The sequence below is a fragment of the Oxynema aestuarii AP17 genome, assembly GCF_012295525.1.
Taxonomy (GTDB): domain Bacteria; phylum Cyanobacteriota; class Cyanobacteriia; order Cyanobacteriales; family Laspinemataceae; genus Oxynema; species Oxynema aestuarii.
The window spans coordinates 1,503,003-1,523,593 of sequence record NZ_CP051167.1; the positions used below are offsets into that span (position 1 = coordinate 1,503,003).

Below are 20,591 nucleotides of genomic sequence, written 5' to 3' on the forward strand. Positions count from 1 at the left end.
TTTTTAACTTTCCGCTTTGGCGCTGGCATCTAGCACGTGACAACTCCCACCAACTGCCTCGATTTTGCGGCGGGCATTGGCGGTAAAGGCAGCCGCTTTCACCGTGAGAGCCACGTTGAGTTCGCCGTCGCCTAGGATTTTGAGCGGCCCGTCGTCGGTTGTCACGAGACCGTTTTCTAACAAGGAAGCTAAGGTGACTTCGCTGTTGGCGGCTAAAGATGCCAACTGGCCTACGTTAATCGTAGTGTAATGTTTGCGATTGATGACCGTAAAGTGCTTGAGTTTCGGCAACCGACGGTATAGAGGCAGTTGTCCGCCTTCAAAACCGGGACGGGTACTGCCGCCGGAACGAGATTTCTGCCCGCGCATTCCCTTGCCGCAACTGGCGCCTTGACCTGCAGAAATGCCCCGACCTAAGCGACGCCGCCGCTTTTTAGACCCCTTTTGGGGTACAGCATCATTTAATCTCATAATTTTCTACCTGACGATCTCTACAAGGGTGTCTGGCGAACGACTCTAGGGGTGAATGCTTTGGAGGAATGTAGTTCGGACTCCAAGGCTCTAAGCGTAAAGTTTTTCAATAGCAATGCCGCGTTCTTCGGCCACTTCGGAGAAGCGGCGCAGACTGGCGAGGGCGTTAATGGCTGCCCGGGCGTTGTTGAGCGGGTTGCTCGAACCGAGCTGTTTGGCCAAGATGTTACGCACGCCTGCGAGTTCGAGGACGGTACGCACGGCGCCCCCGGCAATTACCCCGGTCCCTGGGGCGGCGGGTCTCATGATCACTTTGGCGCCACCCCCTTGACCTTGAGTGGGGTGCGGAATGGAGTTGGCGCGGTTCATGGGAACTTCGACCAGGTGCTTTTTGGCGTCGGCTACGCCTTTTTTGACGGCACTGATGACGTCTCCGGCTTTACCGACGCCGACGCCGACTTGGCCGCGTTCGTTACCGACGACGACAATGGCACGGAAGCTGAGTTTTTTACCGCCTTTAACGACTTTGGTGACGCGGCGGATCTGGACGACCCGCTCTTGCCAATCCGTGTCTTTGTCACGATTGCGATTAGTTTTTTTGCGACGATCCGCCATGATTTTTTTTCCTTTGTCCTTCGTCTGTGGTTCGCTCCCTCGGGGGGATGAGAGAAGGGCTGATGGTTGGCAAAAGACCCTTCTAGCCAGGGGTCGCTCTTGCGGACTTCGTGCCTTCGCCCCACGGGGGTGGAGAGGGAGGCTTGCCGCCGCTCGCGCTTCTGGAGAGTGGCGCTCGCGTGCGGACGGTAGGCGACGATCGCCTAGAAGTCCAGCCCAGCTTCCCGCGCGGCTTCGGCTAAAGATTTGACCCGTCCGTGGTAGAGGTTGCCGCCGCGATCGAAAACGACCTTTTGGATGCCTTGTTCTACGGCGCGCTGGGCGACGAGTTTGCCCACGGCGGCAGAAGCTTCACAGGTGGCACCGGATTTCAAAGTCTCTTTGAGTGCGGGATCCAAGGTCGAGGCGGCAGCCAAGGTGTGATGCTTGGTATCGTCGATCACTTGAGCGTAAATATGTTGGTTGGATCGAAAGATGACTAAGCGAGGCCGTTCGGAGGTGCCCGATACCTTGCGACGTACCCGGCGATGCCGACGCCGGATCGATTCTTTTCGAGTCAGCTTCATAGTCTATTTTTTCCCTGCTTTCCCAGCTTTACGTCTGACTTGCTCGCCTGCATAGCGAATGCCTTTACCTTTGTAAGGTTCGGGGGGACGAACATCGCGAATCTTGGCGGCGGTGTTGCCGACGACTTCTTTGTCGATGCCGCTCACGATGACTTCGGTGTTGTTTTCGACCTGCACGTTAATCCCTTCTGGAGGATTGATTTCAACAGGTTTGCTGTAGCCGACGTTGAGAATTAAGTTGCGACCTTGGACTTGGGCGCGGTAACCGACGCCTTGGATTTGCAGGCGCTTTTGGAATCCTTGAGAAACGCCTTCGACCATGTTGGCGACTAAGGTTCGGCTCAGTCCGTGTCGTTGTCTGGCGACGCGGGATTCGTCCCGTCTTTTAACGCTGACGGTTTCGCCGTCGAGTTCGACGATCACTTCGGCGGGAAGGACTCTAGAGAGTTGGCCTTTGGGGCCTTTGACCGAGACTTGTTGCCCGTCAACGGCGATTTCTACTTTATTGGGAATTTGGATGGGGCGCTTGCCAATTCGCGACATAACAATGCTCCTTTGTCATTTGTCTTGGGTCTGGGATGGATCGCGCTGGGGCGATCGCCGATCCGGTTGAAATCGAGAGTCACCGACGGACTCGCCGATTACCAGACATAACAAAGCACTTCCCCACCAATGCCCTTGTGACGGGCTTCTCTATCGGTCATGATTCCCGAGGACGTCGAGACGATCGCAATACCAATACCGCCTAAAACTCGGGGGAGTTCTTTCCGGTTGGAGTACACTCTCAATCCGGGTTTGCTCACTCGTTTTAACGCCGTGATAATCGGCTGTCGGTTTTTCCCTTTGTATTTCAAAGAGATCGCCAGCATTTTTTTGATGCCTTCGCCAGTCTCTTCGTAGTCGCCAATAAAGCCTTCGGCTTTGAGCACTTCGGCGATCGCGCGAGTCATGCGAGTCGATGGAACTTGCGTGGTTTGATGCCGCGCCAGACTGGCATTGCGGATGCGCGTCAGCATGTCTGCAATTGTATCGTTTGCCGCCATTATTTCCTCCTTAATACCTTGCTAGCGATTCCAGAACGGCATACCCATTTCTTTGAGCAAGGCGCGGCCCTCTTCGTCTGTGTTTGCGGTGGTGACGATCGTAATGTCCATCCCACGGATTTGATCGATGCCGTCGTAGTCGATTTCCGGAAAGATCAATTGCTCTCGCAAACCCAAGGTGTAATTTCCGCGACCGTCAAAGCTTTTGGGACTCACTCCACGAAAGTCGCGGATCCGAGGCAGAGCCAGATTGATGAGGCGGGTCAGGAAGGAATACATGCGATCCCCTCGGAGGGTGACCATCACGCCTACGGGCATTCCTTGGCGGAGCTTGAACCCGGCGATCGCCTTTTTCGCGCGGGTGACGACGGGTTTTTGTCCGGTAATGGTAGCGATTTCATTAATCGAGGATTCGAGCGCTTTCGCATTTTGCGACGCTTCACCCAACCCTCGGTTAACCGTAACCTTTACGAGTTTGGGAACCTGATGGATATTCTCATAGTTGAATTGTTCCATCAGCTTGGGAACGATCGTTTCTTGATAGAGAGATTTGAGTGATTGTGTCATGACAGACTACATCCTAGTTCCCTGGTCTTGGTCAGGGAATTGATACGAGGGATTACGTGCCAGATTGGGCAGCTTGGCCGATTGATGCTTGGCCGATAACTTCCGAAAAAGAGGCGGGAAATCAATCGATAATTTCCCCAGTTTTCTTGAGCATGCGGACTTTTTTACCTTCGTCGTTGAAGGTGTAGCAAATCCGACTGGCCACCTCTTTTTTAGTGGAATACAGCATCACGTTGGAGCTGTGGATGGGAGCTTCAAAGGTTTCGATCCGACCGGATTCTCCCTCTTGGCGGGGTTTGACGTGGCGGGTACGAACGTTCACTCCTTGGACGATCACCTTGCTGGTCTTGGGAATAGCTTTGAGAATTTCGCCGACTTTCCCTTTATCTCGACCTGCAATCACTTGCACGGTGTCGCCTTGTTTGACGTGCATTTTGTAGCTGGCGGACGGTTTGCCTTTGCTACTTTTATATTTAGGCATCAGAGTACCTCCGGAGCTAAGGACACAATTTTGGTGAAGTTTTTATCGCGCAGTTCGCGAGCCACCGGACCAAATACCCGGGTTCCTCTAGGATTGCCATCTTGGTTGATGATGACTGCCGCGTTGTCGTCAAAGCGAATACTCATGCCACTTTCGCGGCGCAAGCCTTTGCGAGTCCTTACGATCACGGCACGCACGATATCGGACTTTTTGATGGCCATGTTGGGGATGGCATCTTTGACGACGGCGATCACGATGTCGCCAACACCTGCATAACGACGGTTGCCTCCTAAGACGCGAATGCATTGCAAGCGCTTTGCACCGCTATTATCGGCAACATTGAGCATCGATTCTTGTTGAATCACGTTCCCTACTCCCTTTTGCTTAGACCTCGGCGGCGCTCGTGAGAATCTCGATGACTTTCCAGCGTTTGGTACGGCTGAGGGGGCGAGTTTCCTGGATGCGGACGCGATCGCCCTCTTTACACTGATTGTCTTCGTCGTGCGCTTTATACCGCTTCGTTTGAACGACGATTTTTCCGTACTTGGAGTGGGCGGCACGGTTTTCAACGGCAACGACGACGGTTTTATTCATCTTGTCGCTGACGACGACGCCGACTCTTTCTTTTACTGCCATGTGACCCTACTCTTATTCTGCTTGTGACTCGGTCGTTGACGAAGCTTCGGAAGAAGACGCGGCCTGTCTTTGTCTCTCACCTTCTACCGTCAGCATTTGCGCCAACTTGTGTTTGAGATGTTTGAAGTGATGGGTGCCTTCTAGTTGGCCCGTGGCTTTCTTGAGACGCAACTGGAACAGCTCGCGCTTGACCGATGCAATCTCTTCAGCCAAAGCTTCATCACTGAGTTCTCTGACCTCAGAAATCTTGGGAAAAGACATGATTTACGATTGCTCCCCTTCGCGCGAGATGAACTTCGTCTTAATCGGCAGCTTGTTAGCCGCCAAGCGCATGGCTTCCCGGGCGGTGGCTTCGGGAACCCCACCGATCTCAAACAGAATGCGACCGGGTTTGACGACCGCCACCCAATATTCCGGGGATCCTTTTCCGGAACCCATCCGGGTTTCTGCCGGACGCATGGTCACGGGTTTGTCGGGGAAAACGCGAATCCAGATTTTCCCACCCCGGCGGATGTAGCGGGTCATGGCCCGACGTCCGGCCTCGATTTGACGCGAGGTAATCCAGGCTGGCTCGGTCGATTGCAGGGCAAAATCGCCAAAATTAATTTTGTTGCCTCGGGTAGCCAGACCCCTCATCCGCCCGCGTTGTTGTTTGCGGAATTTCGTTCTTCTAGGACTTAACATGATTGCTTTTTTGTCCTTATTTGCTTACGGTTGGCTCTTGAATGGCAAAAGGTTGCCTGTCGCTCGTCGATCGTCGCTACGATTCAACCGTTAGGAATCGTTCGAGCGGTCTTCAAATTGCTGGCGGCGTCTTTGTTGACGGCGGCGGGGTTGGCCGACGGCGGGGTTGGGGATTTCTTCTTGTCCGGGAATAATTTCTCCCTTGAAGATCCACACTTTGACGCCGAGGATGCCGTAAATCGTCCGAGCGGTGCGGTAGGAATAATCGATATCCGCGCGCAGGGTATGCAGGGGAACTCGACCTTCGCGGGTCCATTCGGTGCGGGCGATTTCGGCGCCGTTGAGCCGACCGCTCACTTGGACTTTAATGCCTTCAACGCCTGCTTTTTGAGCGCGCTGGATCGCTTGGCGGACGACGCGACGGAAGGAAACCCGCCGTTCGAGTTGGCTGGCGATGTACTCGGCGATCAAGGTGGCGTCGGCATCGACGCGGGCGACTTCGACGACGTTGATGCGAATCTGGCGGTTGCTGCCGCCGAGCAGGTCTTGGAGTCCGGTTCGCAAGGATTCGATTCCGGTGCCGCCGCGACCGACGACGACGCCGGGACGGGCGGTGCGAACTTCTAAATCGATTTGATCGGCTTTGCGTTCGATGCGAACTTCAGAAATGCCCGCGTTGCTGAGGGTTTTGCGGACGTATTCGCGAATCTCGTAATCCTCTTGGAGGATTTCGGGATAGCGCTTGCTGTCGGCAAACCAACGAGAGCGATGCTCTTGGGTTACACCGATGCGAAAGCCTATTGGATGAATTTTTTGTCCCACAGATGTGCGTCCTCTAGAAATTCACTGATTAGGTGCGGCGACTTCCCGGCTGGGGTCGCTTTAGTTGTCGCTTTGTTCGGGAGCGACGGCGACGGTAATGTGACAGGTGGGTTTGCGAATCATGTAGGCGCGGCCTTGAGCGCGAGGGCGGTAGCGTTTCAAGCTCGGGCCTTGGTCGGCAAATGCTGTCGAAACCATTAACGTTGCCGGATCTAAGCCCTCGTTATGTTCGGCGTTGGCGGCTGCCGATCGCAGAGTTTTGCGGATCGGGTCGCAGGCGCGATAGGGCATGAATTCGAGCAAGATCAGGGCTTCGCGATAGGAACGACCGCGAATTTGATCGAGGACGCGACGTACCTTGTAGGGAGACATGGGAACGTAGCGCGCGATCGCTTTGACTTCTTGGGTGGTATCAATCGCCATACTTTTCTCCTGTGTCCTTGGCCTGGGGCTGTTCGTCCCGGACTCCCTACACGAGGTCGGGAGGGGAGGACGCTCAACCGTTTAGTTAGCGGCGGGACTTTTTATCACTTTTTGCATGTCCCCGGAAGGTTCGGGTCGGCGCAAATTCGCCTAATTTATGTCCGACCATTTGTTCGCTGATGTAAATAGGAACGTGCTGGCGTCCGTTGTGAACGGCGATCGTATGCCCCACCATTTGAGGAATGATCGTCGAAGCGCGCGACCAAGTTTTGATCACTTGCTTTTCGCCTTTATCATTCAAAATTTCAACCTTTCGCAGCAAATGGTCGGCGACGAAAGGACCTTTTTTAAGAGAACGACCCATAGTTTTAGAACGGTTGCGGCTGAATGACTGATAGAGTTCCCGATTCGGACTGACCCCGGAAAGTTGGCCTGGGCGACCTGCTCGACCCTCTGTAAGGGGCGATCGGGGTCGGTCTGACCCGTGAGCTTAGGAATCGCGACCGCCTTTACCCCGTTTCGAGGAACGACGGCGGCGGCGGACGATGTAAGCGTCGCTGAGCTTGCGTTTCTTGCGGGTTTTGGCACCCAATGCGGGTTTACCCCAAGGAGTAACCGGGCCACTTCTGCCGATCGGGGCGCGCCCTTCCCCACCACCGTGGGGGTGATCGACGGGGTTCATCACGCTGCCTCGGACTTGCGGGCGACGGCCTTTCCAGCGCGTCCGTCCGGCTTTACCGAGACTGATATTGCGGTGGTCGGCATTGCCGACTTGGCCGATGGTGGCGTAGCATTCGCGACGGATCAGGCGAACTTCCGTGGAAGGTAACTTGAGGGTGACGAAGTTGCCTTCTTTGGCCACGACTTGGGCGCTGGTTCCGGCAGCACGGACGATCTGACCGCCTTTTCCGGGAACGAGTTCGACGTTGTGAACGCTGGTGCCGAGGGGAATGTTGGCCAGGGGTAAGGCGTTCCCGACTTCGAGGGGAGATTCGGATCCGGCGATCACTTCGCTGCCGACTTGCAGGCCGTTGGGATGCAAGATGTAGCGTTTTTCGCCGTCTCGGTAATGCAGCAGGGCAATGCGAGCATTGCGGTTGGGATCGTATTCGATCTGCGCTACTTTGGCCGGGATATCCCGCTTGTCGCGCCGGAAGTCGATAATTCTATAGAGACGTTTGTGACCGCCCCCACGATGCCGACAGGTGATGACGCCTCGGTTGTTGCGGCCTTTTTTGCGGTGCTTGGAGGTCGTCAGGGACTTTTCGGGGTCGTTGCGGGTGACTTCCGCAAAGTCCGAAACGCTGTGTTGGCGGGTGCTTGGAGTGTATGGCCGATAAGAACGGATGCCCATAGCTTAGATTCTCGGTAACAGTGGTCGTTGGCGTGAGTTTCCCGGTCTGATGCCGATCGCCCGGGGCGTTCCCGGGTTGGACTCAAGGGAGCGAGCCGATCTCTACACTTCGGGGAAGAAGACGGGTTGCAACGAATCTTCGGGGGCTAAGGTGACGATCGCCCGTTTGTAGTGAGCTTTGTAGCCGACAAATCGACCGACTCTACGCTTTTTCGGGGGCAGGTGTTGGGTGTTGACGCTCGTGACTTTAACGTCGAACAAATATTCGATCGCCGCCTTGATTTCAGGTTTGGTCGCTTTGGGCACGACGTCAAACATGTATTTGTTCTGCTCCATCAAAATCGTTGCTTTTTCGCTGAGAATCGGACGGAGGATCAGATCGGCGAGATCGCGAGTTTCATGTTTAGTCACTGTAAACCTCCTGAATTTTCTCTAGACCCGCCGGGGTGATGACGATCTTGTCAGCTAAAAGCAGGTCGTAAACATTTAATTTGTCAGCGCCGACCATGCGGATTGTGGGGACGTTGCGCGCGGATAAATAAATGTTTTGCTCGCGTTCGCACAAGATCAGCAGGACTTTTTCGCCGGGTTCCACTCCCCAACGATTCAGGGCGCCCATTAACTCTTTGGTTTTGGGTCGCGACAGTTTGCTGCCAAAATCTTCGACGACGACCAATGCTTCGGCCCGACTCATCAGCGCCGTTCTCAGGGCGAGTCGCCGTTCTTTACGGTTCATTTTGATGCGGTAATCTCTCGGTTTGGGGCCGAAGATGACACCGCCGCCCCGCCATAAGGGCGATCGGATCGAACCCGCGCGGGCGCGTCCGGTTCCTTTCTGACGCCAGGGTTTTCTACCCCCGCCTCTGACTTCCGATCGGGTTTTCGTGGAAGCCGTCCCCTGACGGGCGTTGCACATTTGACGGCGCACGGCCCGGTGGACGACGTGTGCTGCCGTTTCTTCTTTCGCTACCGCCAACTCGATGCTGGCTTCTCCGACTTGTTGGCCGTCCCAATTTTTGACTGTACAGTTAACCATGTCTTTCTATTCCCGTGTCTTATTGAACGTTGATGGGTCAGTTACATCTGAGGAGTCAGGCGAATCGTTCCTCTAGATTGCGGCGCAAGCAGCAGTGCTAACGCCTCTCCCTGACTCTCCGGTTACGCTCCCCCCACGATATTGGCGGGTTTGATGTTCAACAAAGCACCGGGTTTACCGGGAACTGCACCTTTAACCAGGATCAAGTTGCGCTCGGTATCGATGCGAACGACGGTCAACTTACGGATGGTTACCTGTTTGCCTCCGAGACGACCCGCCATGCGCTTGCCGGGATAAACCCGCCCGGGGGTGGTTCCCGCTCCGGTGGAACCGGGTAAGCGATGGTTTTTAGAACCGTGAGACATCGGTCCGCGTTTGAAGTTATGCCGTTTTTGATATCCGGCAAACCCCCGACCGATACTTTTCCCACTGACGTCCACCAGTTGACCCGGCTCGAAGTGTCCCACGTCTACCTGCTGGCCGAGCTCGAAGTCGCTCGGATCTTGGCGATACTCGCACAAGTGGCGCAGGGGAGGCGCGCTGGACTTGACCAGGTGGCCGAGTTCGGGTTTGTTGATGGCTTTGGTGGACACTTCGCCGTAACCGATTTGTACGGCTTCGTAGCCATCTGTTTCTTTGGTTTTGATTTGGGTCACCGTGCATGGCCCGGCTTGAATGACGGTTACGGGGATGGCTTTGCCATCTTCGTCAAACACTTGGGTCATGCCTAATTTAGTGCCGAGAATACCGACAGACACGGGTGTATGGTCTCTCCTACTTACGCACTACAGTACGATTGGATTCGCTCGGACTGGAGAGCCTGGGCAAATCCAATAGCTTCGATCGCAATTTGCACGCCAAACCTCCCGAGAACCCTTCTCCCGCTTCTTATGAGAGACCTCGGTCTCGAAGTGATTGACGGATTGAGTTGGCTGACGTCAAAACTCTCCGACGGGAGAGCCATTGCTCTATCGTTGCCTGTTGTCGCTGAGGACTTAAACCCAACGGCGTCTCGGTTGACGGGGTTGAATTTAGTATCCGTTGATGAGACCAAACGACAGGCTAGGGAAGACCTGCGCTCGAACTAAGGACGTCGGTTGCTTCGACGGCTTCGTCGCTCGGCCTTTCTGAACTTGCAGTAGCGCTGGGAAACGGTCGATCTCCCTTCACCGTTCGGGGAGCCGATCGCGCCTAGCCCGGACATCACCTCTACGAGAGAGGTTAGTTCTTTCAAGTCAGTAGCTTGGACTCATTTTTGGCGACAATTTAATACTATAGACAATCTGTTGACACTTGTCCAGACTCCCGAGCAATTTATTATTTCCGGGCGATCGCCCGAGGGCGCGGCGGGATGAATTCGATCGCCCGAAGGGGGAAGAGGAAGTTATACTTTTTGAAGCTTTTGCAGAAATTGAGCGGGTTGGGTTCGCCGCCCGAGCATTTCGGGCAGATGAAGACGGTGGCGGTATCAGTGCGACCCGATCGAGGAATCTTCCCCTCGACATTCTCAGCCAACCCGAGTGTGACGACTCACTCGACGAGCTCAACTCGCTCAAGCGCAAACCCTTATAGCAGCAGATCTTTGAGGACTAAAACTTTATGGCCTTGATTACCACAGGCAAGCCCTTAATGCGCGATCTGGAACAACACGGATCCCTAGCCCTCTACGTTCCTTTAGAAGGAGGATTCGAGGGGCGATATCAACGACGCCTGCGTGCGAGTGGCTACGACATGATGGCGATTACGGCGAGAGGACTCGGAGACGTGGCCATGTACCTGACCGGGGTTCACGGCGTCCGTCCGCCTCACTTGGGCAAAAAAGAAATCCGCACCTATTTCGTCCCGCCGATGGTCAGTTACAACCTCGAACACTTGAGCGCCAATTCCAAAGGCTTAGTGCTGTGGATACTCGAAGGGGGGATGCTGTCGCGCCAAGAAATCGAATATCTGACCAAGTTGCCGCAACTCGAACCCAAAGTGAAAGTCACTGTTGAAGTGGGTGGCGATCGCCAATTCCGGTGGACGCCCTTAACCGATCTGTTAGTCTCGGCCTAAATTGACCCGTCGATCGGAGTCGAATCCCCAAGCTCAGGCGCGTCCGGATGCGGCTGAGCCTTCCCTCTCTCACCAGATAGTTTAGGAGAAGCGATCGTGCTTGAAAATCGTGACTATACTCTAATTATCGACAAAAGCGGTAGTATGTCCGTGGCCGACCAACCGGGAAGCCAGACGCGCTGGCAAGCTGCCCAGGAATCCACTCTCGCTTTGGCGCGCAAATGTGAGGAGTTCGATCCCGACGGCATTACCGTTTATCTGTTTTCCAGCCGATTCAAACGCTACGATAACGTGACGTCGGCGAAAGTTTCGCAAGTTTTCCAGGAAAACGAACCGTCCGGACGCACCGATTTGGCGGGGGTTCTCGAAGACGCACTCAAAGATTATTTCAAACGTAAAGCGGCGGGACAGACCAAACCCAACGGCGAGACCTTTTTAGCGATCACCGACGGCGAACCGGACGATCGCAAAGCGGTCATGAAAGTTATCGTCGAAGCGTCGCGCCAGATCGATCGCGACGAAGAACTCGCGATTTCCTTTATCCAAGTAGGAAACGATCGCCAAGCCACGGAATTTCTCAAAGCACTCGACGACGCCTTGCAAGGGGCGGGGGCGAAATTCGATATTGTCGATACGGTGACGATCGACGATATGGGAGATATGACCCTGACCGAAGTGCTGATGAATGCGATCGTCGATTAATCCTCCAGCCGGGTTCGATTGGGCGGCGTCGCTACGTTTTCGACCCCGAATCGAACCCGGTCGGGCGCGCTTCGATGCGGTTTACCCCCCATCAAAACTCTGACCTGTTCGGTATTCGGGGCGATCGCCGGGGGGTGCCAACCGAACCCCAGCCAAATTAGACCATTGCCACAATAAGAATAATAGAGGAGGAAACATATCACATTATGCTAGAAAATCGCGATTACACTTTGATTATTGATAAAAGTGGCAGCATGATGACCGTCGATCGCCCGGGCGGTCCCAATCGCTGGCAAGCTGCACAAGAGTCTACCTTTGCCCTGGCGGCGAAATGCGAACAAATAGACCCGGACGGCATTACCGTTTACCTGTTTTCGAGCCGTTTCAAACGCTACGATAATGTCACTTCGGCCAAAGTTTCGCAAATTTTCCAAGAAAACGAACCGATGGGTCGCACGGACTTGGCGGGGGTACTCAAAGATGCGTTAGATAATTTCTTGGCGCGCAAACAGGCGGGACAGATCAAAGAAGGGGAAACGATCTTAGTGGTCACCGATGGCGAACCGGACGATCGCAAAGCGGTGATGAAAGTTATCGTCGAAGCATCTCGCCAACTCGATCGCGATGAAGAATTGGCGATTTCTTTAATTCAAGTCGGCGCCGACCCGAGTGCGACGCGGTTTTTAAAAGCGTTGGACGACGAATTAGAGGGGGTGGGAGCGAAATTCGATATTGTCGATACGATCGCGATCGACGACATGGAAGATCTGACCCTTTCGGAAGTCTTGCTTAACGCGATCTCCGATTAGGCGATCGCCGATGTAATTCGGTTTTATCATGGAAACTGGGGGTGAAATCGCCCCCAGTTGCGCGCCAAGACCCCGCCATGACTGACGAAATTGATAAGCTGCTGGCCAAAGTAAAAAGTGAGTACGACCCGAGTGGGCCGCCAGCAACGCCCGAAAGCACTCCTACACCTCCAAAACAGGAGGCTAAAGCTGCGAGTACGCCGCAAAATACGGGTTCGATCGACAACCTGCTCGCACAGATCGAGGTGGAGGGCAAAACCTCCGGGAGGGCGCCGACGGGTTGGCAAGGTTCCCCGAGTCAGAGCCGTTCCCCGCAAGGGTCGGGTTCGTTTGACGAGTTGCTGACGGGGGTCAAGGAAGAGTTTGAAGGGCGCGATCGCCTGGAACGAGAAGAACACGAACGCGCCGAACGGGAGCGTGCGGAGGAAGAACGACGGCGCCGGGAGCAACAGCGCCAAAAGGTAGCGAAAAAGGCGCAGGAGTGGTTAAAACAACTCGATCCGTATTCCGATGAGGGCTTTTGGTTCGGGCAGTTTGCCGAAGGGTATGCCTCGCGGCTGGAAGCGGCGATCGACTATCTCGAAGCCCTCGAACAAAAATCGGAGTGAAATCGGAGTGAAACCCCATCGGAAGGCGTAGCACGTGCCGTGCTGCTCTAGATTTGGGGGTTCCGGGAGGGGGCGATCGCTAGATATGGAGAAAACTCGGTAAATCGGGGGATCGAGGCGAACGGGAGGCGCTTGTCGAGACTGATGGGAATCTCAATTTTTACCTCCCAATTTTGCAAGAGTCGCATTAGCATATAGGGGTGATCCACGTTAACTCTCCTTTGAAGGCGCTCAGTCAAGGCCACTGGTTCAAACTGATCTGCGGTGCGAGTTTCGGACACCTTCCGGCGGTGCGAAATCTTGCTCTGGCTTATACCCTGGTGGGGGCTGACTGCATTGATGTTGCAGCCGATCCAGCCGTCATTGCGGCAGCCAAACAAGGCATTGAGGCGGCGCTAGAGGTCGCCGCAGCGCGAGGCGATCGCCTGGGGATCGGGGGAAACCTCCGTCGTCCTTTGTTGATGGCGAGTTTGAACGACGGCGAAGATCCGCATTTTAGAAAAGCTGAATTTAACCCGGCGATTTGTCCGTCGGATTGTCCGCGCCCGTGCGAGCGGATTTGTCCGGCGCGGGCGATCCGCTTCGAGTCGTCGCGATCCGGGGTGATTGACGAGCTGTGTTATGGCTGCGGGCGCTGTCTGCCCGTTTGTCCGATCGGCCAGATCGTCACCCGGTCCTACGTGGTGGCGCCGGGGACGATCGCCCAACTGATTCTCGACAGTGGGATCGACGCGATCGAAATTCATACCCAAGTCGGACGGTTGGAGGATTTCAAACGGCTGTGGGGGGCGATCGCGCCGAAAGTCAACCGACTGCAGGTGTTAGCGATTAGCTGCCCGGACGCTGAAGGGTCGATCGATTACCTGCGATCGCTGTACGCGGCGATCGCGCCACTTCCGTGTCCCCTGATTTGGCAAACCGACGGTCGCCCCATGAGTGGCGATATTGGCGCCGGAACCACCCACGCCGCCGTTAAATTTGCCCGCAAAGTGCTGGCGGCGGACTTACCGGGGTACGTGCAGCTCGCGGGGGGTACCAATCACCATACGGTCGCCAAACTCCAGCAAGAAGGCTTGTTGCGCACCACTTCCGGCGCCGATAAGCAAGCAATCGCCGGAATTGCCTACGGCAGCTACGCCCGCGCCTTACTCGCTCCCGTATTAGACCAACTCGAAATCGCCGACGGGACGCAGACCCCCGAAGTCATGCCGTTGGAACAGCAGCCCGATTTACTGCGCGAAGCGGTGAATTTAGCGGATTCCCTGGTTTCCCCACTCAAAATTCCTATACAATTACAAAATACTACAAACAACTACACTCCTGCGATCGATGCGACGATGACCCGGAAACCATCTGCTCCATTGGAGAGCTAACGACCGTTCCTTTATTTACTGCTCATTGACATCACTCAATCTATGGTGAAACCAGAGGGAATTGAACCCATCAACCCAAACAATCCAGCCGAATCGCCAGGGTCCATGGAGAACGTCGATTTAGGAAGGATGCAGATTACCGACGACCTCAATCAACTGCTCGACATTCTGCCCGAAAGCATTCGCACTCCCTTAGAACAGCAGGAGCAATTGGGCAGCTTGGTTGAGGTGGTCATGGATTTGGGTCGTATTCCGGAAGCGCGCTTTCCCGAAGGCGCCAAATATTTATCCGATCTCCCGGTCTCTCGCAACGATCTCAACTACTGCATCGCACGAGTCGGCGAATTCAGTGGCGACAACCGCGCCGGAATCGAACAAACCCTGCACCGGATTAGCGCCATGCGGAACCGCCAGGGAGAAATTATCGGCTTGACCTTGCGGGTGGGACGTGCGGTATTCGGCACGATCGGCACGATTCGCGATTTAGTCGAGCGGGGTCAGTCGATTTTGATGCTAGGACGCCCGGGAGTGGGAAAAACGACGGCCTTGCGCGAAATTGCGCGAGTTCTCGCCGACGATCTGCACAAACGGGTGGTGATTATCGATACGTCGAACGAAATTGCCGGGGACGGCGACATCCCCCATCCGGCGATCGGGCGATCGCGCCGGATGCAAGTGGCGACGCCGGAACAGCAACATAAGGTCATGATCGAGGCGGTGGAAAACCACATGCCGGAAGTGATCGTAATCGACGAAATCGGAACCGAACTCGAAGCCCTGGCGGCGCGCACGATCGCCGAACGCGGCGTGCAACTGGTGGGAACGGCCCACGGCAATCAAATCGAAAATTTAATCAAAAACCCGACCCTTTCCGACCTCGTGGGGGGCATCCAGTCGGTGACCTTGGGCGACGACGAAGCGCGACGGCGCGGGTCTCAGAAAACCGTACTCGAACGCAAGGCACCGCCGACGTTCGAGGTGGCGGTGGAAATGATCGAGCGTCAGCGCTGGGTCGTTCACGAGAATGTCGCGGAAACGGTGGATTGCTTGTTGCGCGGTCGCCAACCGACGCCGCAAATCCGCACGATTAGCGAAACCGGGAAGGTGACGATTACCCGCGAACTGCCCCAACCCCAAGGACTGCCCACAGTGGCGGCGCCTCCCTTTGGCGCTACCGGGTGGCGCGCGTCGGGCCAGATGAAGGCGCTGCCAATGCAAAATCGGGGCGATCGCCCGGGGCGCCGCGATCGCGAACTCGGCAGCGAACATAAATCGTTCGAGCAGATGCTCGAAGAATCGCTTTATTCGCAATCCTACCGAGGCGAAAGGTCCCGGGGGGTCGATGACGAGTTCGCGATGGGCGCAAGCGGGCCGAATGGCGAGGATTTACCGCTTCACGTTTACACTTACGCAGTCAGTCGCCACCAACTCGATCGCGTCATCCGGACGTTATCGTTACCCGTGGTGACGACGAAGGATATCGACGGCGCCGATGCCGTCTTGGCCCTGCGATCGCACGTCAAAAATCACTCGAAATTGCGCCAAATGGCGAAAAATCGCCAACTCCCGATCTATACGATTAAAGCCAGCAGCATTCCTCAAATTACTCACGCCCTCAAGCGATTGCTGCATATGGATGGGGATGCGCTGGAGGAAGTCACGGATTTGAGCTTGTTTTCGCAAAGTGGTAGCGAAGACGAGATCGAAGCCCTGGAAGAAGCGCGCTTGGCGGTCGAGCAAATCGTGCTACCGAAAGGACAACCCGTGGAATTGCTGCCACGATCGCCCAAAGTTCGCAAAATGCAGCACGAACTCGTCGAACATTATCGTCTGAAATCGTGCAGTTTCGGCGACGAACCCAACCGCCGCCTACGGATTTATCCGGCGTGAAGCCAATCGCTCGCGTTTCTCACTGTGCCAACAACTCACAAAAGCTCGTTACATAAGATAACGGGCTTTTGTTTGTGGGATTGACCGCCGGATGCGCTGATTTGAAGGAGACGATCGAGGTTAAAAATGGGGAGCAAAATTGCGATCGGGATTATGGGGCCGGGGTTGGGTGCGACGAAACTCGACTGCGATCGCGCCTACCGACTCGGCGCCGAGATCGCCCGCCACGGCTGGGTTTTGATTAGTGGAGGGCGCAACGTCGGCGTCATGGATGCGGCAAATCGGGGCGCCAAAAGCGCGGGAGGCTTGACCGTGGGGATTTTGCCGACGGACGATCGCTGGGGGGTTTCCGAGGCGGTGGATATCGCCATTCCAACGGGCATGGGAAGCGCCCGCAACAATATCAATGTCTTAGCCAGCGACGTGACGATCGCCTGCGGGATGGGTCCGGGGACGGCGTCGGAAATTGCCCTGGCGTTGAAAGCGAATAAAAAGGTAATTATACTTAACGACCGTCCCGAAAGTCAGCAATTTTTTCAAAGTTTGTCGCCGCAACGGGCGATCGTGGTCGATTCCGTGGAAGCGGCGATCGCGCAGGTACGGGCGATCGTCGATCGCTTCGAGTAAATCGGTTTATATACTTTTTGAATGCATGAAAAAATATTCATCAATTGCCCGATAAAAAACGATTCTCAAATTTAAATGAATTGCATTGAAAAAATATAATTAATGCATCGATCCCCGTCCGTTCCCAGAGCGGCGATCGGCCTCGGCGGGAGGCGATCGTAACTTTTTTCAAAAAATCTGTTATTTTTGCTATCTTTTGACCCGAATTATGTCACAGTAAGATTACAAATAAAAACTGAATTGGAGAAAATCCCTATGAATGCGGAAGAACTAGCGCGGGAAAAACTGGCAGAACAAAGACTCCAACAAGAACACCAACACGAATCGATGACCCGTCGCGCCACTCAAGAGATTCATCAATCCAGTCAAGGAAATACCGATGAAGAAGCGCGGGAATTGCTAGTCGAACAACGACGACACGAAGAACATCAGCACGAAACCATGAACGCTCGTGCAGTGAAGTAACTCGACGATCGCGATCGGAAAAAGCATGTAAAAAGCGGGCAAAATGTCCGCTTTTTCACTGTTTTAAGATCGGGGGTACGGTAAAAATACTTATTCTCCCCCTCAAATTTCTGTTAATTTTTCGCATTCCCGTTGGGTGACTTCGTGACGGTAGCGAAACATGTCCCGAAGTCGAGATTCGACCCACCAACCCAATAATAATTCGCTCCACCATCCCCCCGGAATTGCATATTCAATCGCGTCGGTGAGTCGAGTTTTCCCATTTTCCGCACTAAATTCGTGGCGGTGCATCCAAAATTCCATCGGTCCGCTTTGTTGTTCGTCCACAAACAGGCGGTGGGTTTCGCAGGCGGTATGACGTGCGACCCAGCGAACGGGAAACGGACCGAGAAAAATTAGAAATTCCGAGATCGACCCGACCTCCAACCCGCGATCGCGCCGCACGACCCGCACGGGCTGCCACGGAGGCGTTAAAATATCTAAAATATCGGGACGTTCGTGGAATTTCCAGACCGTCTCTACTGGAGCATTAATTAAAGATGAATACTCGAAATGCAGCATAACTGTAGTGTAAGTTTTATGGTTATGTTTTAGGGTTATGTTTCGGGTCGGTAGAACTTGTCAAACTTATCCGTTAACCCGAGGCGATCGCTCGTTCTCATATCAGCCAGAATCCCCCCCATTAACACCCTCCAATTAACAATTGCAATAAAACTCATAAACGGTTAACTTTCCGGTGCGCTATCGATCTCGATATCGAGGGTATCTTCATCGATACGAACATATAAAATATTCGGCTGACAGCAAACTTGACAGTCTTCTACATAAGATTGATGGGTTCCGGCGCTGAAGTCGATAAACGTCGCATTCGATTCGCCGCAGTACGCGCAACAATATTCGGCGGTATTGTCCATTTTTATAACAGTAGAGAGATCTTTTACCATTTTAACGGGTTAAAAGTCCTCAAAGGAATGAATGCGATCGCCGCTTGCATCCCCATCAACAACCGCACCGATGAGAAAAATTGTTACTCTGTAATCTTTCACCCTTGATTATTCGCGGTGGTGACTGTTAATCACAGGCTCTTCCTGTAGCAACTTATTCCCTTCGTAAATACTCAAGCTCAATCCGGTAACGATGTAAGTATAGTCCCCATTTTCGACGACATAACCCGTTCCTTCTTCCGTATAAGTGTACAACGGACCGATCGCTTCAGCTTCCGAACCTTTAGCGATTCCATAATACCAAATATCGTTATTGCTATCGTAGCAAAGGTGTATGAAAAAATTCTTCGTCTCAAAATATCCTTCCACTCTCATTTCGCGATTGCCACAAAATTGTCTAGCACGCCTTAGGGATTCTGAATCGATTTGTTTGTTTAGACTATTATACGGTTTTAAACTCGGTTCTACTCCACGAACCACAGAGGTTAAGGACAGCAAGGTAACAGAGCTGAGGAATAAAAGGATCCCAGATTTTGCAAGTTTCATCGCCTAATAAGGGGTCTGACCCTTCACGTAGATGACCCTTTCGTTGTAACACCTTCTTTTGAGAATGTCCATTATAGGAATTGAGGAGAAGATGACGATTGCGATCGGTTCTGGGATCGAGGACTTCGTGGATTGGATCGAACACATGACAGGTGAATTCAACTCGATCGAATCGTCAAATTTAAATATATATTACTCCTCTTTTATCTTCTTTGATCTTTCCCCTCGCCGCAGTTAAATTAGCGAACCTTTGTAGAAGCGGGAAAATAACGACTTGCTTCGTCGAGATGTTTTTTCAAGGTGGCTACAGGTAACGGACCGTCAAGATGATTCCAGGGGAGGATTTGGTTTAAATCCCAGTTCTCGCGAACGTAAAAGTCGAGGTCTGGGAGTTGTCCGTGCAATTCTTTAAATGCACGGCGATAACTCCCGAGAGAATCGCCATAATGACGGACTAATTCTAACAAGTGGGAGACGCGCCGATCGCCTCGCGAAATCAAGGCTTGAATCACGGACCAGTTATAACTTTCAGGACGAAAATCGATCTTTAACCGTCCCAATTCTTTTTGTAATGTCTTCAAGCGCTTTTTCGCCTCGGAGTTGACCCCAAACCATTGAAACGGCGTGTGCGCTTTAGGGACAAAGGTGCTGCATCCGAGGGTCAGTTGCAAACCCGGCGCGGCTTTTTTGAGCGATCGCATCATCTCGACCGTCGCTTCTAAATCTTCGGCTTCTTCTCCTGGAATTCCCGCCATTCCATAGAGTTTTAAGCCTTTCAATCCTCCTGCTTTGGCGTTAATGGCGGCGTCGATTATTTCCGAGTTTTCCAGTTTTTTATTAATAATTTTTCGCACGCGATCGCTGCCACTTTCGACGGCAATCGTGAGAGATTTCGTTCCCCGTTGCGCGAGGGTTCGTGCGAGTTGTTCGGTGACCGTATTCGTGCGGACGGACGCAATACTGAGGCGCACGTCGTCAAATTGGGGCTGACAGAGATAGTCGAGTAAGTGAGAAAACTCCGGATGTTGGGTGACCGACGCGCCGAGTAAGCCGATACGCCGGGTGACGGTCAATCCACGCTCGATCGCCGGAATGAGAGAAGCATCTACACTGGCAGTTCTAAACGGCAAAGTGAGATAGCTGGCGAGGCAAAAACGGCACATTTCCGGACAACTACGGACCACCTCGACCATAAAAATATCGGGCCAGGCGGCTTTTTCCGTGACCACGGGAGAGACGGACAGGGTATTTCCGCGATAGGTTTGCTTGGCGATGCGTTCGGGGATGTCAGGATCGACGGGTTCGATCGCGGCGATCGCACCGTCCGGGCGATCGTAGGTCACTTGATATAAACTAGGCACGTAAATGCCGGGAACTCGTGCTAAAGTGCGCAATTGACTGGCCCGATCGCGCGATCGCACGGTTTTGTAAGCTTCGACGAATGCGTTGAGGAGGTTTTCGCCGTCGCCGAGGAGGATGAGGTCGAAAAAGTCGGCGAAGGGTTCGGGATTGGCGGTCAAGACCGGACCGCCGCCAAAAATTAGCGGATCTCCGGCGCCGCGATCGCTCGCACGAATGGGGATATTGAGCGATTCTAACAGACCGAGAATGTTGACATAATCTAATTCCCAAGATACGGAAAATCCGAACAATTCCGGGGTCGTCGGTAAAGGTTCGTGGAGGTCTAAAAAGAGGCGGGAAACGGCGACATCTTGACGACTGGCGAGAGTAGACCAGACAATTTGATAGCCGAGACTGGTAATTCCGATGCTGTAGTCGTTAGGAAAAGCATAGATAAGCTCAATCGCATCGGCGTCGGGAATGGCAGGAGTAAATAAGAGGCGTTCGGCATCAAAAACGGTAGAAGTCACGGG

32 protein-coding genes are annotated in these 20,591 nt (G+C 53.9%); 10 read left to right on the forward strand and 22 right to left on the reverse strand.

The features are described from left to right. Positions 1-3: 3 nt before the first annotated feature. From rplO to rplC, 18 genes are all read right to left on the reverse strand, one after another. Positions 4-471 (reverse strand): 50S ribosomal protein L15, encoded by a 468-nt coding sequence (gene rplO / locus HCG48_RS06015; RefSeq protein WP_168568332.1) that lies wholly within the window; start codon positions 469-471, stop codon positions 4-6. Positions 472-561: 90 nt separating this feature from the next. Then, entirely contained in the window at positions 562-1,086 is a 525-nt protein-coding gene (rpsE, locus tag HCG48_RS06020; RefSeq protein ID WP_168568333.1) for a 30S ribosomal protein S5, read from the reverse strand. Between the two features lie 203 nt (positions 1,087-1,289). Next, positions 1,290-1,652 (reverse strand): 50S ribosomal protein L18, encoded by a 363-nt coding sequence (gene rplR / locus HCG48_RS06025; RefSeq protein WP_168568334.1) that lies wholly within the window; start codon positions 1,650-1,652, stop codon positions 1,290-1,292. A gap of 3 nt (positions 1,653-1,655) precedes the next feature. Continuing rightward, positions 1,656-2,195 carry a 50S ribosomal protein L6 gene (gene rplF, locus HCG48_RS06030; RefSeq protein WP_168568335.1) on the reverse strand — a complete coding sequence of 180 codons (540 nt, stop codon included), beginning with the start codon at positions 2,193-2,195 and terminating at the stop codon, positions 1,656-1,658. Positions 2,196-2,293: 98 nt separating this feature from the next. Beyond that, the gene (rpsH, locus tag HCG48_RS06035; protein WP_168568336.1) at positions 2,294-2,695 is read right to left on the reverse strand and encodes a 30S ribosomal protein S8; all 402 of its coding nucleotides are present in this window, start codon (positions 2,693-2,695) and stop codon (positions 2,294-2,296) included. A 21-nt stretch (positions 2,696-2,716) separates the two neighbouring features. Next, positions 2,717-3,262, reverse strand: a complete 546-nt coding sequence (gene rplE, locus HCG48_RS06040) for a 50S ribosomal protein L5 (RefSeq protein ID WP_168568337.1) — start codon at positions 3,260-3,262, stop codon at positions 2,717-2,719. A gap of 121 nt (positions 3,263-3,383) precedes the next feature. Beyond that, positions 3,384-3,743: a 50S ribosomal protein L24 gene (rplX, locus tag HCG48_RS06045; protein ID WP_210437184.1), complete on the reverse strand. Its 360-nt coding sequence runs from the start codon at positions 3,741-3,743 to the stop codon at positions 3,384-3,386. Beyond that, positions 3,743-4,108, reverse strand: a complete 366-nt coding sequence (gene rplN / locus HCG48_RS06050; RefSeq protein ID WP_168568338.1) for a 50S ribosomal protein L14 — start codon at positions 4,106-4,108, stop codon at positions 3,743-3,745. Before rplN ends, rplX begins: the two co-directional genes overlap by 1 nt. Before the next feature lie 19 nt (positions 4,109-4,127). Further along, complete coding sequence (gene rpsQ, locus HCG48_RS06055) at positions 4,128-4,379, reverse strand: 30S ribosomal protein S17 (RefSeq protein ID WP_168568339.1); 252 nt, start codon at positions 4,377-4,379, stop codon at positions 4,128-4,130. A 12-nt stretch (positions 4,380-4,391) separates the two neighbouring features. Further along, on the reverse strand, positions 4,392-4,640 hold the full coding sequence (rpmC, locus tag HCG48_RS06060; RefSeq protein ID WP_168568340.1) for a 50S ribosomal protein L29: 249 nt from the start codon (positions 4,638-4,640) through the stop codon (positions 4,392-4,394). A 3-nt stretch (positions 4,641-4,643) separates the two neighbouring features. Further along, positions 4,644-5,063: a 50S ribosomal protein L16 gene (gene rplP / locus HCG48_RS06065; RefSeq protein WP_168568341.1), complete on the reverse strand. Its 420-nt coding sequence runs from the start codon at positions 5,061-5,063 to the stop codon at positions 4,644-4,646. Between the two features lie 90 nt (positions 5,064-5,153). Continuing rightward, complete coding sequence (gene rpsC, locus HCG48_RS06070) at positions 5,154-5,885, reverse strand: 30S ribosomal protein S3 (protein ID WP_168568342.1); 732 nt, start codon at positions 5,883-5,885, stop codon at positions 5,154-5,156. Positions 5,886-5,945: 60 nt separating this feature from the next. Next, positions 5,946-6,308: a 50S ribosomal protein L22 gene (gene rplV, locus HCG48_RS06075; protein WP_168568343.1), complete on the reverse strand. Its 363-nt coding sequence runs from the start codon at positions 6,306-6,308 to the stop codon at positions 5,946-5,948. 85 nt (positions 6,309-6,393) lie between these two features. Then, complete coding sequence (rpsS, locus tag HCG48_RS06080) at positions 6,394-6,672, reverse strand: 30S ribosomal protein S19 (protein ID WP_168568344.1); 279 nt, start codon at positions 6,670-6,672, stop codon at positions 6,394-6,396. A 126-nt stretch (positions 6,673-6,798) separates the two neighbouring features. Beyond that, positions 6,799-7,662: a 50S ribosomal protein L2 gene (gene rplB, locus HCG48_RS06085; protein ID WP_168568345.1), complete on the reverse strand. Its 864-nt coding sequence runs from the start codon at positions 7,660-7,662 to the stop codon at positions 6,799-6,801. 102 nt (positions 7,663-7,764) lie between these two features. Next, positions 7,765-8,073 (reverse strand): 50S ribosomal protein L23, encoded by a 309-nt coding sequence (locus HCG48_RS06090; RefSeq protein WP_168568346.1) that lies wholly within the window; start codon positions 8,071-8,073, stop codon positions 7,765-7,767. Then, positions 8,066-8,698: a 50S ribosomal protein L4 gene (rplD, locus tag HCG48_RS06095; protein WP_168568347.1), complete on the reverse strand. Its 633-nt coding sequence runs from the start codon at positions 8,696-8,698 to the stop codon at positions 8,066-8,068. The genes HCG48_RS06090 and rplD overlap by 8 nt, the downstream gene beginning before the upstream one ends. A gap of 122 nt (positions 8,699-8,820) precedes the next feature. Beyond that, positions 8,821-9,456 (reverse strand): 50S ribosomal protein L3, encoded by a 636-nt coding sequence (gene rplC / locus HCG48_RS06100; protein WP_168568348.1) that lies wholly within the window; start codon positions 9,454-9,456, stop codon positions 8,821-8,823. Positions 9,457-9,588: 132 nt separating this feature from the next. Here rplC and HCG48_RS06105 point away from each other — a divergent pair, with 132 nt between their 5' ends. The 10 genes from HCG48_RS06105 to HCG48_RS06150 all read left to right on the forward strand — a co-directional run bounded on the left by HCG48_RS06105 (position 9,589) and on the right by HCG48_RS06150 (position 17,227). Continuing rightward, complete coding sequence (locus HCG48_RS06105) at positions 9,589-9,786, forward strand: hypothetical protein (protein ID WP_168568349.1); 198 nt, start codon at positions 9,589-9,591, stop codon at positions 9,784-9,786. A 205-nt stretch (positions 9,787-9,991) separates the two neighbouring features. Continuing rightward, positions 9,992-10,270, forward strand: coding sequence for a hypothetical protein (locus HCG48_RS06110; protein WP_168568350.1), 279 nt, complete (start codon positions 9,992-9,994; stop codon positions 10,268-10,270). A 27-nt stretch (positions 10,271-10,297) separates the two neighbouring features. Next, positions 10,298-10,753: an NAD(P)H-quinone oxidoreductase subunit N gene (ndhN, locus tag HCG48_RS06115; RefSeq protein WP_168568351.1), complete on the forward strand. Its 456-nt coding sequence runs from the start codon at positions 10,298-10,300 to the stop codon at positions 10,751-10,753. Between the two features lie 96 nt (positions 10,754-10,849). Further along, positions 10,850-11,455 (forward strand): vWA domain-containing protein, encoded by a 606-nt coding sequence (locus HCG48_RS06120; RefSeq protein WP_168568352.1) that lies wholly within the window; start codon positions 10,850-10,852, stop codon positions 11,453-11,455. 206 nt (positions 11,456-11,661) lie between these two features. Continuing rightward, complete coding sequence (locus tag HCG48_RS06125) at positions 11,662-12,264, forward strand: vWA domain-containing protein (protein ID WP_168568353.1); 603 nt, start codon at positions 11,662-11,664, stop codon at positions 12,262-12,264. 77 nt (positions 12,265-12,341) lie between these two features. Further along, on the forward strand, positions 12,342-12,872 hold the full coding sequence (locus HCG48_RS06130; RefSeq protein WP_168568354.1) for a salt stress protein, Slr1339 family: 531 nt from the start codon (positions 12,342-12,344) through the stop codon (positions 12,870-12,872). A gap of 200 nt (positions 12,873-13,072) precedes the next feature. Next, positions 13,073-14,245 (forward strand): circadian clock protein LdpA, encoded by a 1,173-nt coding sequence (gene ldpA / locus HCG48_RS06135; RefSeq protein WP_210437185.1) that lies wholly within the window; start codon positions 13,073-13,075, stop codon positions 14,243-14,245. Positions 14,246-14,374: 129 nt separating this feature from the next. Further along, complete coding sequence (locus tag HCG48_RS06140; RefSeq protein ID WP_168568355.1) at positions 14,375-16,135, forward strand: R3H domain-containing nucleic acid-binding protein; 1,761 nt, start codon at positions 14,375-14,377, stop codon at positions 16,133-16,135. A gap of 126 nt (positions 16,136-16,261) precedes the next feature. Then, entirely contained in the window at positions 16,262-16,762 is a 501-nt protein-coding gene (locus tag HCG48_RS06145; protein WP_168568356.1) for a TIGR00725 family protein, read from the forward strand. Between the two features lie 255 nt (positions 16,763-17,017). After that, positions 17,018-17,227: a hypothetical protein gene (locus HCG48_RS06150; protein WP_168568357.1), complete on the forward strand. Its 210-nt coding sequence runs from the start codon at positions 17,018-17,020 to the stop codon at positions 17,225-17,227. A 102-nt stretch (positions 17,228-17,329) separates the two neighbouring features. On the opposite strand, the gene HCG48_RS06155 is transcribed toward HCG48_RS06150, so the two are convergent. The 4 genes from HCG48_RS06155 to HCG48_RS06170 all read right to left on the reverse strand — a co-directional run bounded on the left by HCG48_RS06155 (position 17,330) and on the right by HCG48_RS06170 (position 20,588). Beyond that, on the reverse strand, positions 17,330-17,788 hold the full coding sequence (locus tag HCG48_RS06155; RefSeq protein ID WP_168568358.1) for an SRPBCC family protein: 459 nt from the start codon (positions 17,786-17,788) through the stop codon (positions 17,330-17,332). Positions 17,789-17,952: 164 nt separating this feature from the next. After that, a complete protein-coding gene (locus HCG48_RS06160) occupies positions 17,953-18,141 on the reverse strand; it encodes a CPXCG motif-containing cysteine-rich protein (RefSeq protein WP_168571773.1) in 189 nt (62 codons plus the stop codon). A 138-nt stretch (positions 18,142-18,279) separates the two neighbouring features. Continuing rightward, a complete protein-coding gene (locus HCG48_RS06165) occupies positions 18,280-18,546 on the reverse strand; it encodes a hypothetical protein (protein ID WP_168568359.1) in 267 nt (88 codons plus the stop codon). A 410-nt stretch (positions 18,547-18,956) separates the two neighbouring features. Continuing rightward, positions 18,957-20,588, reverse strand: coding sequence for a B12-binding domain-containing radical SAM protein (locus HCG48_RS06170; RefSeq protein WP_168568360.1), 1,632 nt, complete (start codon positions 20,586-20,588; stop codon positions 18,957-18,959). Between the last annotated feature and the right edge of the window lie 3 nt (positions 20,589-20,591).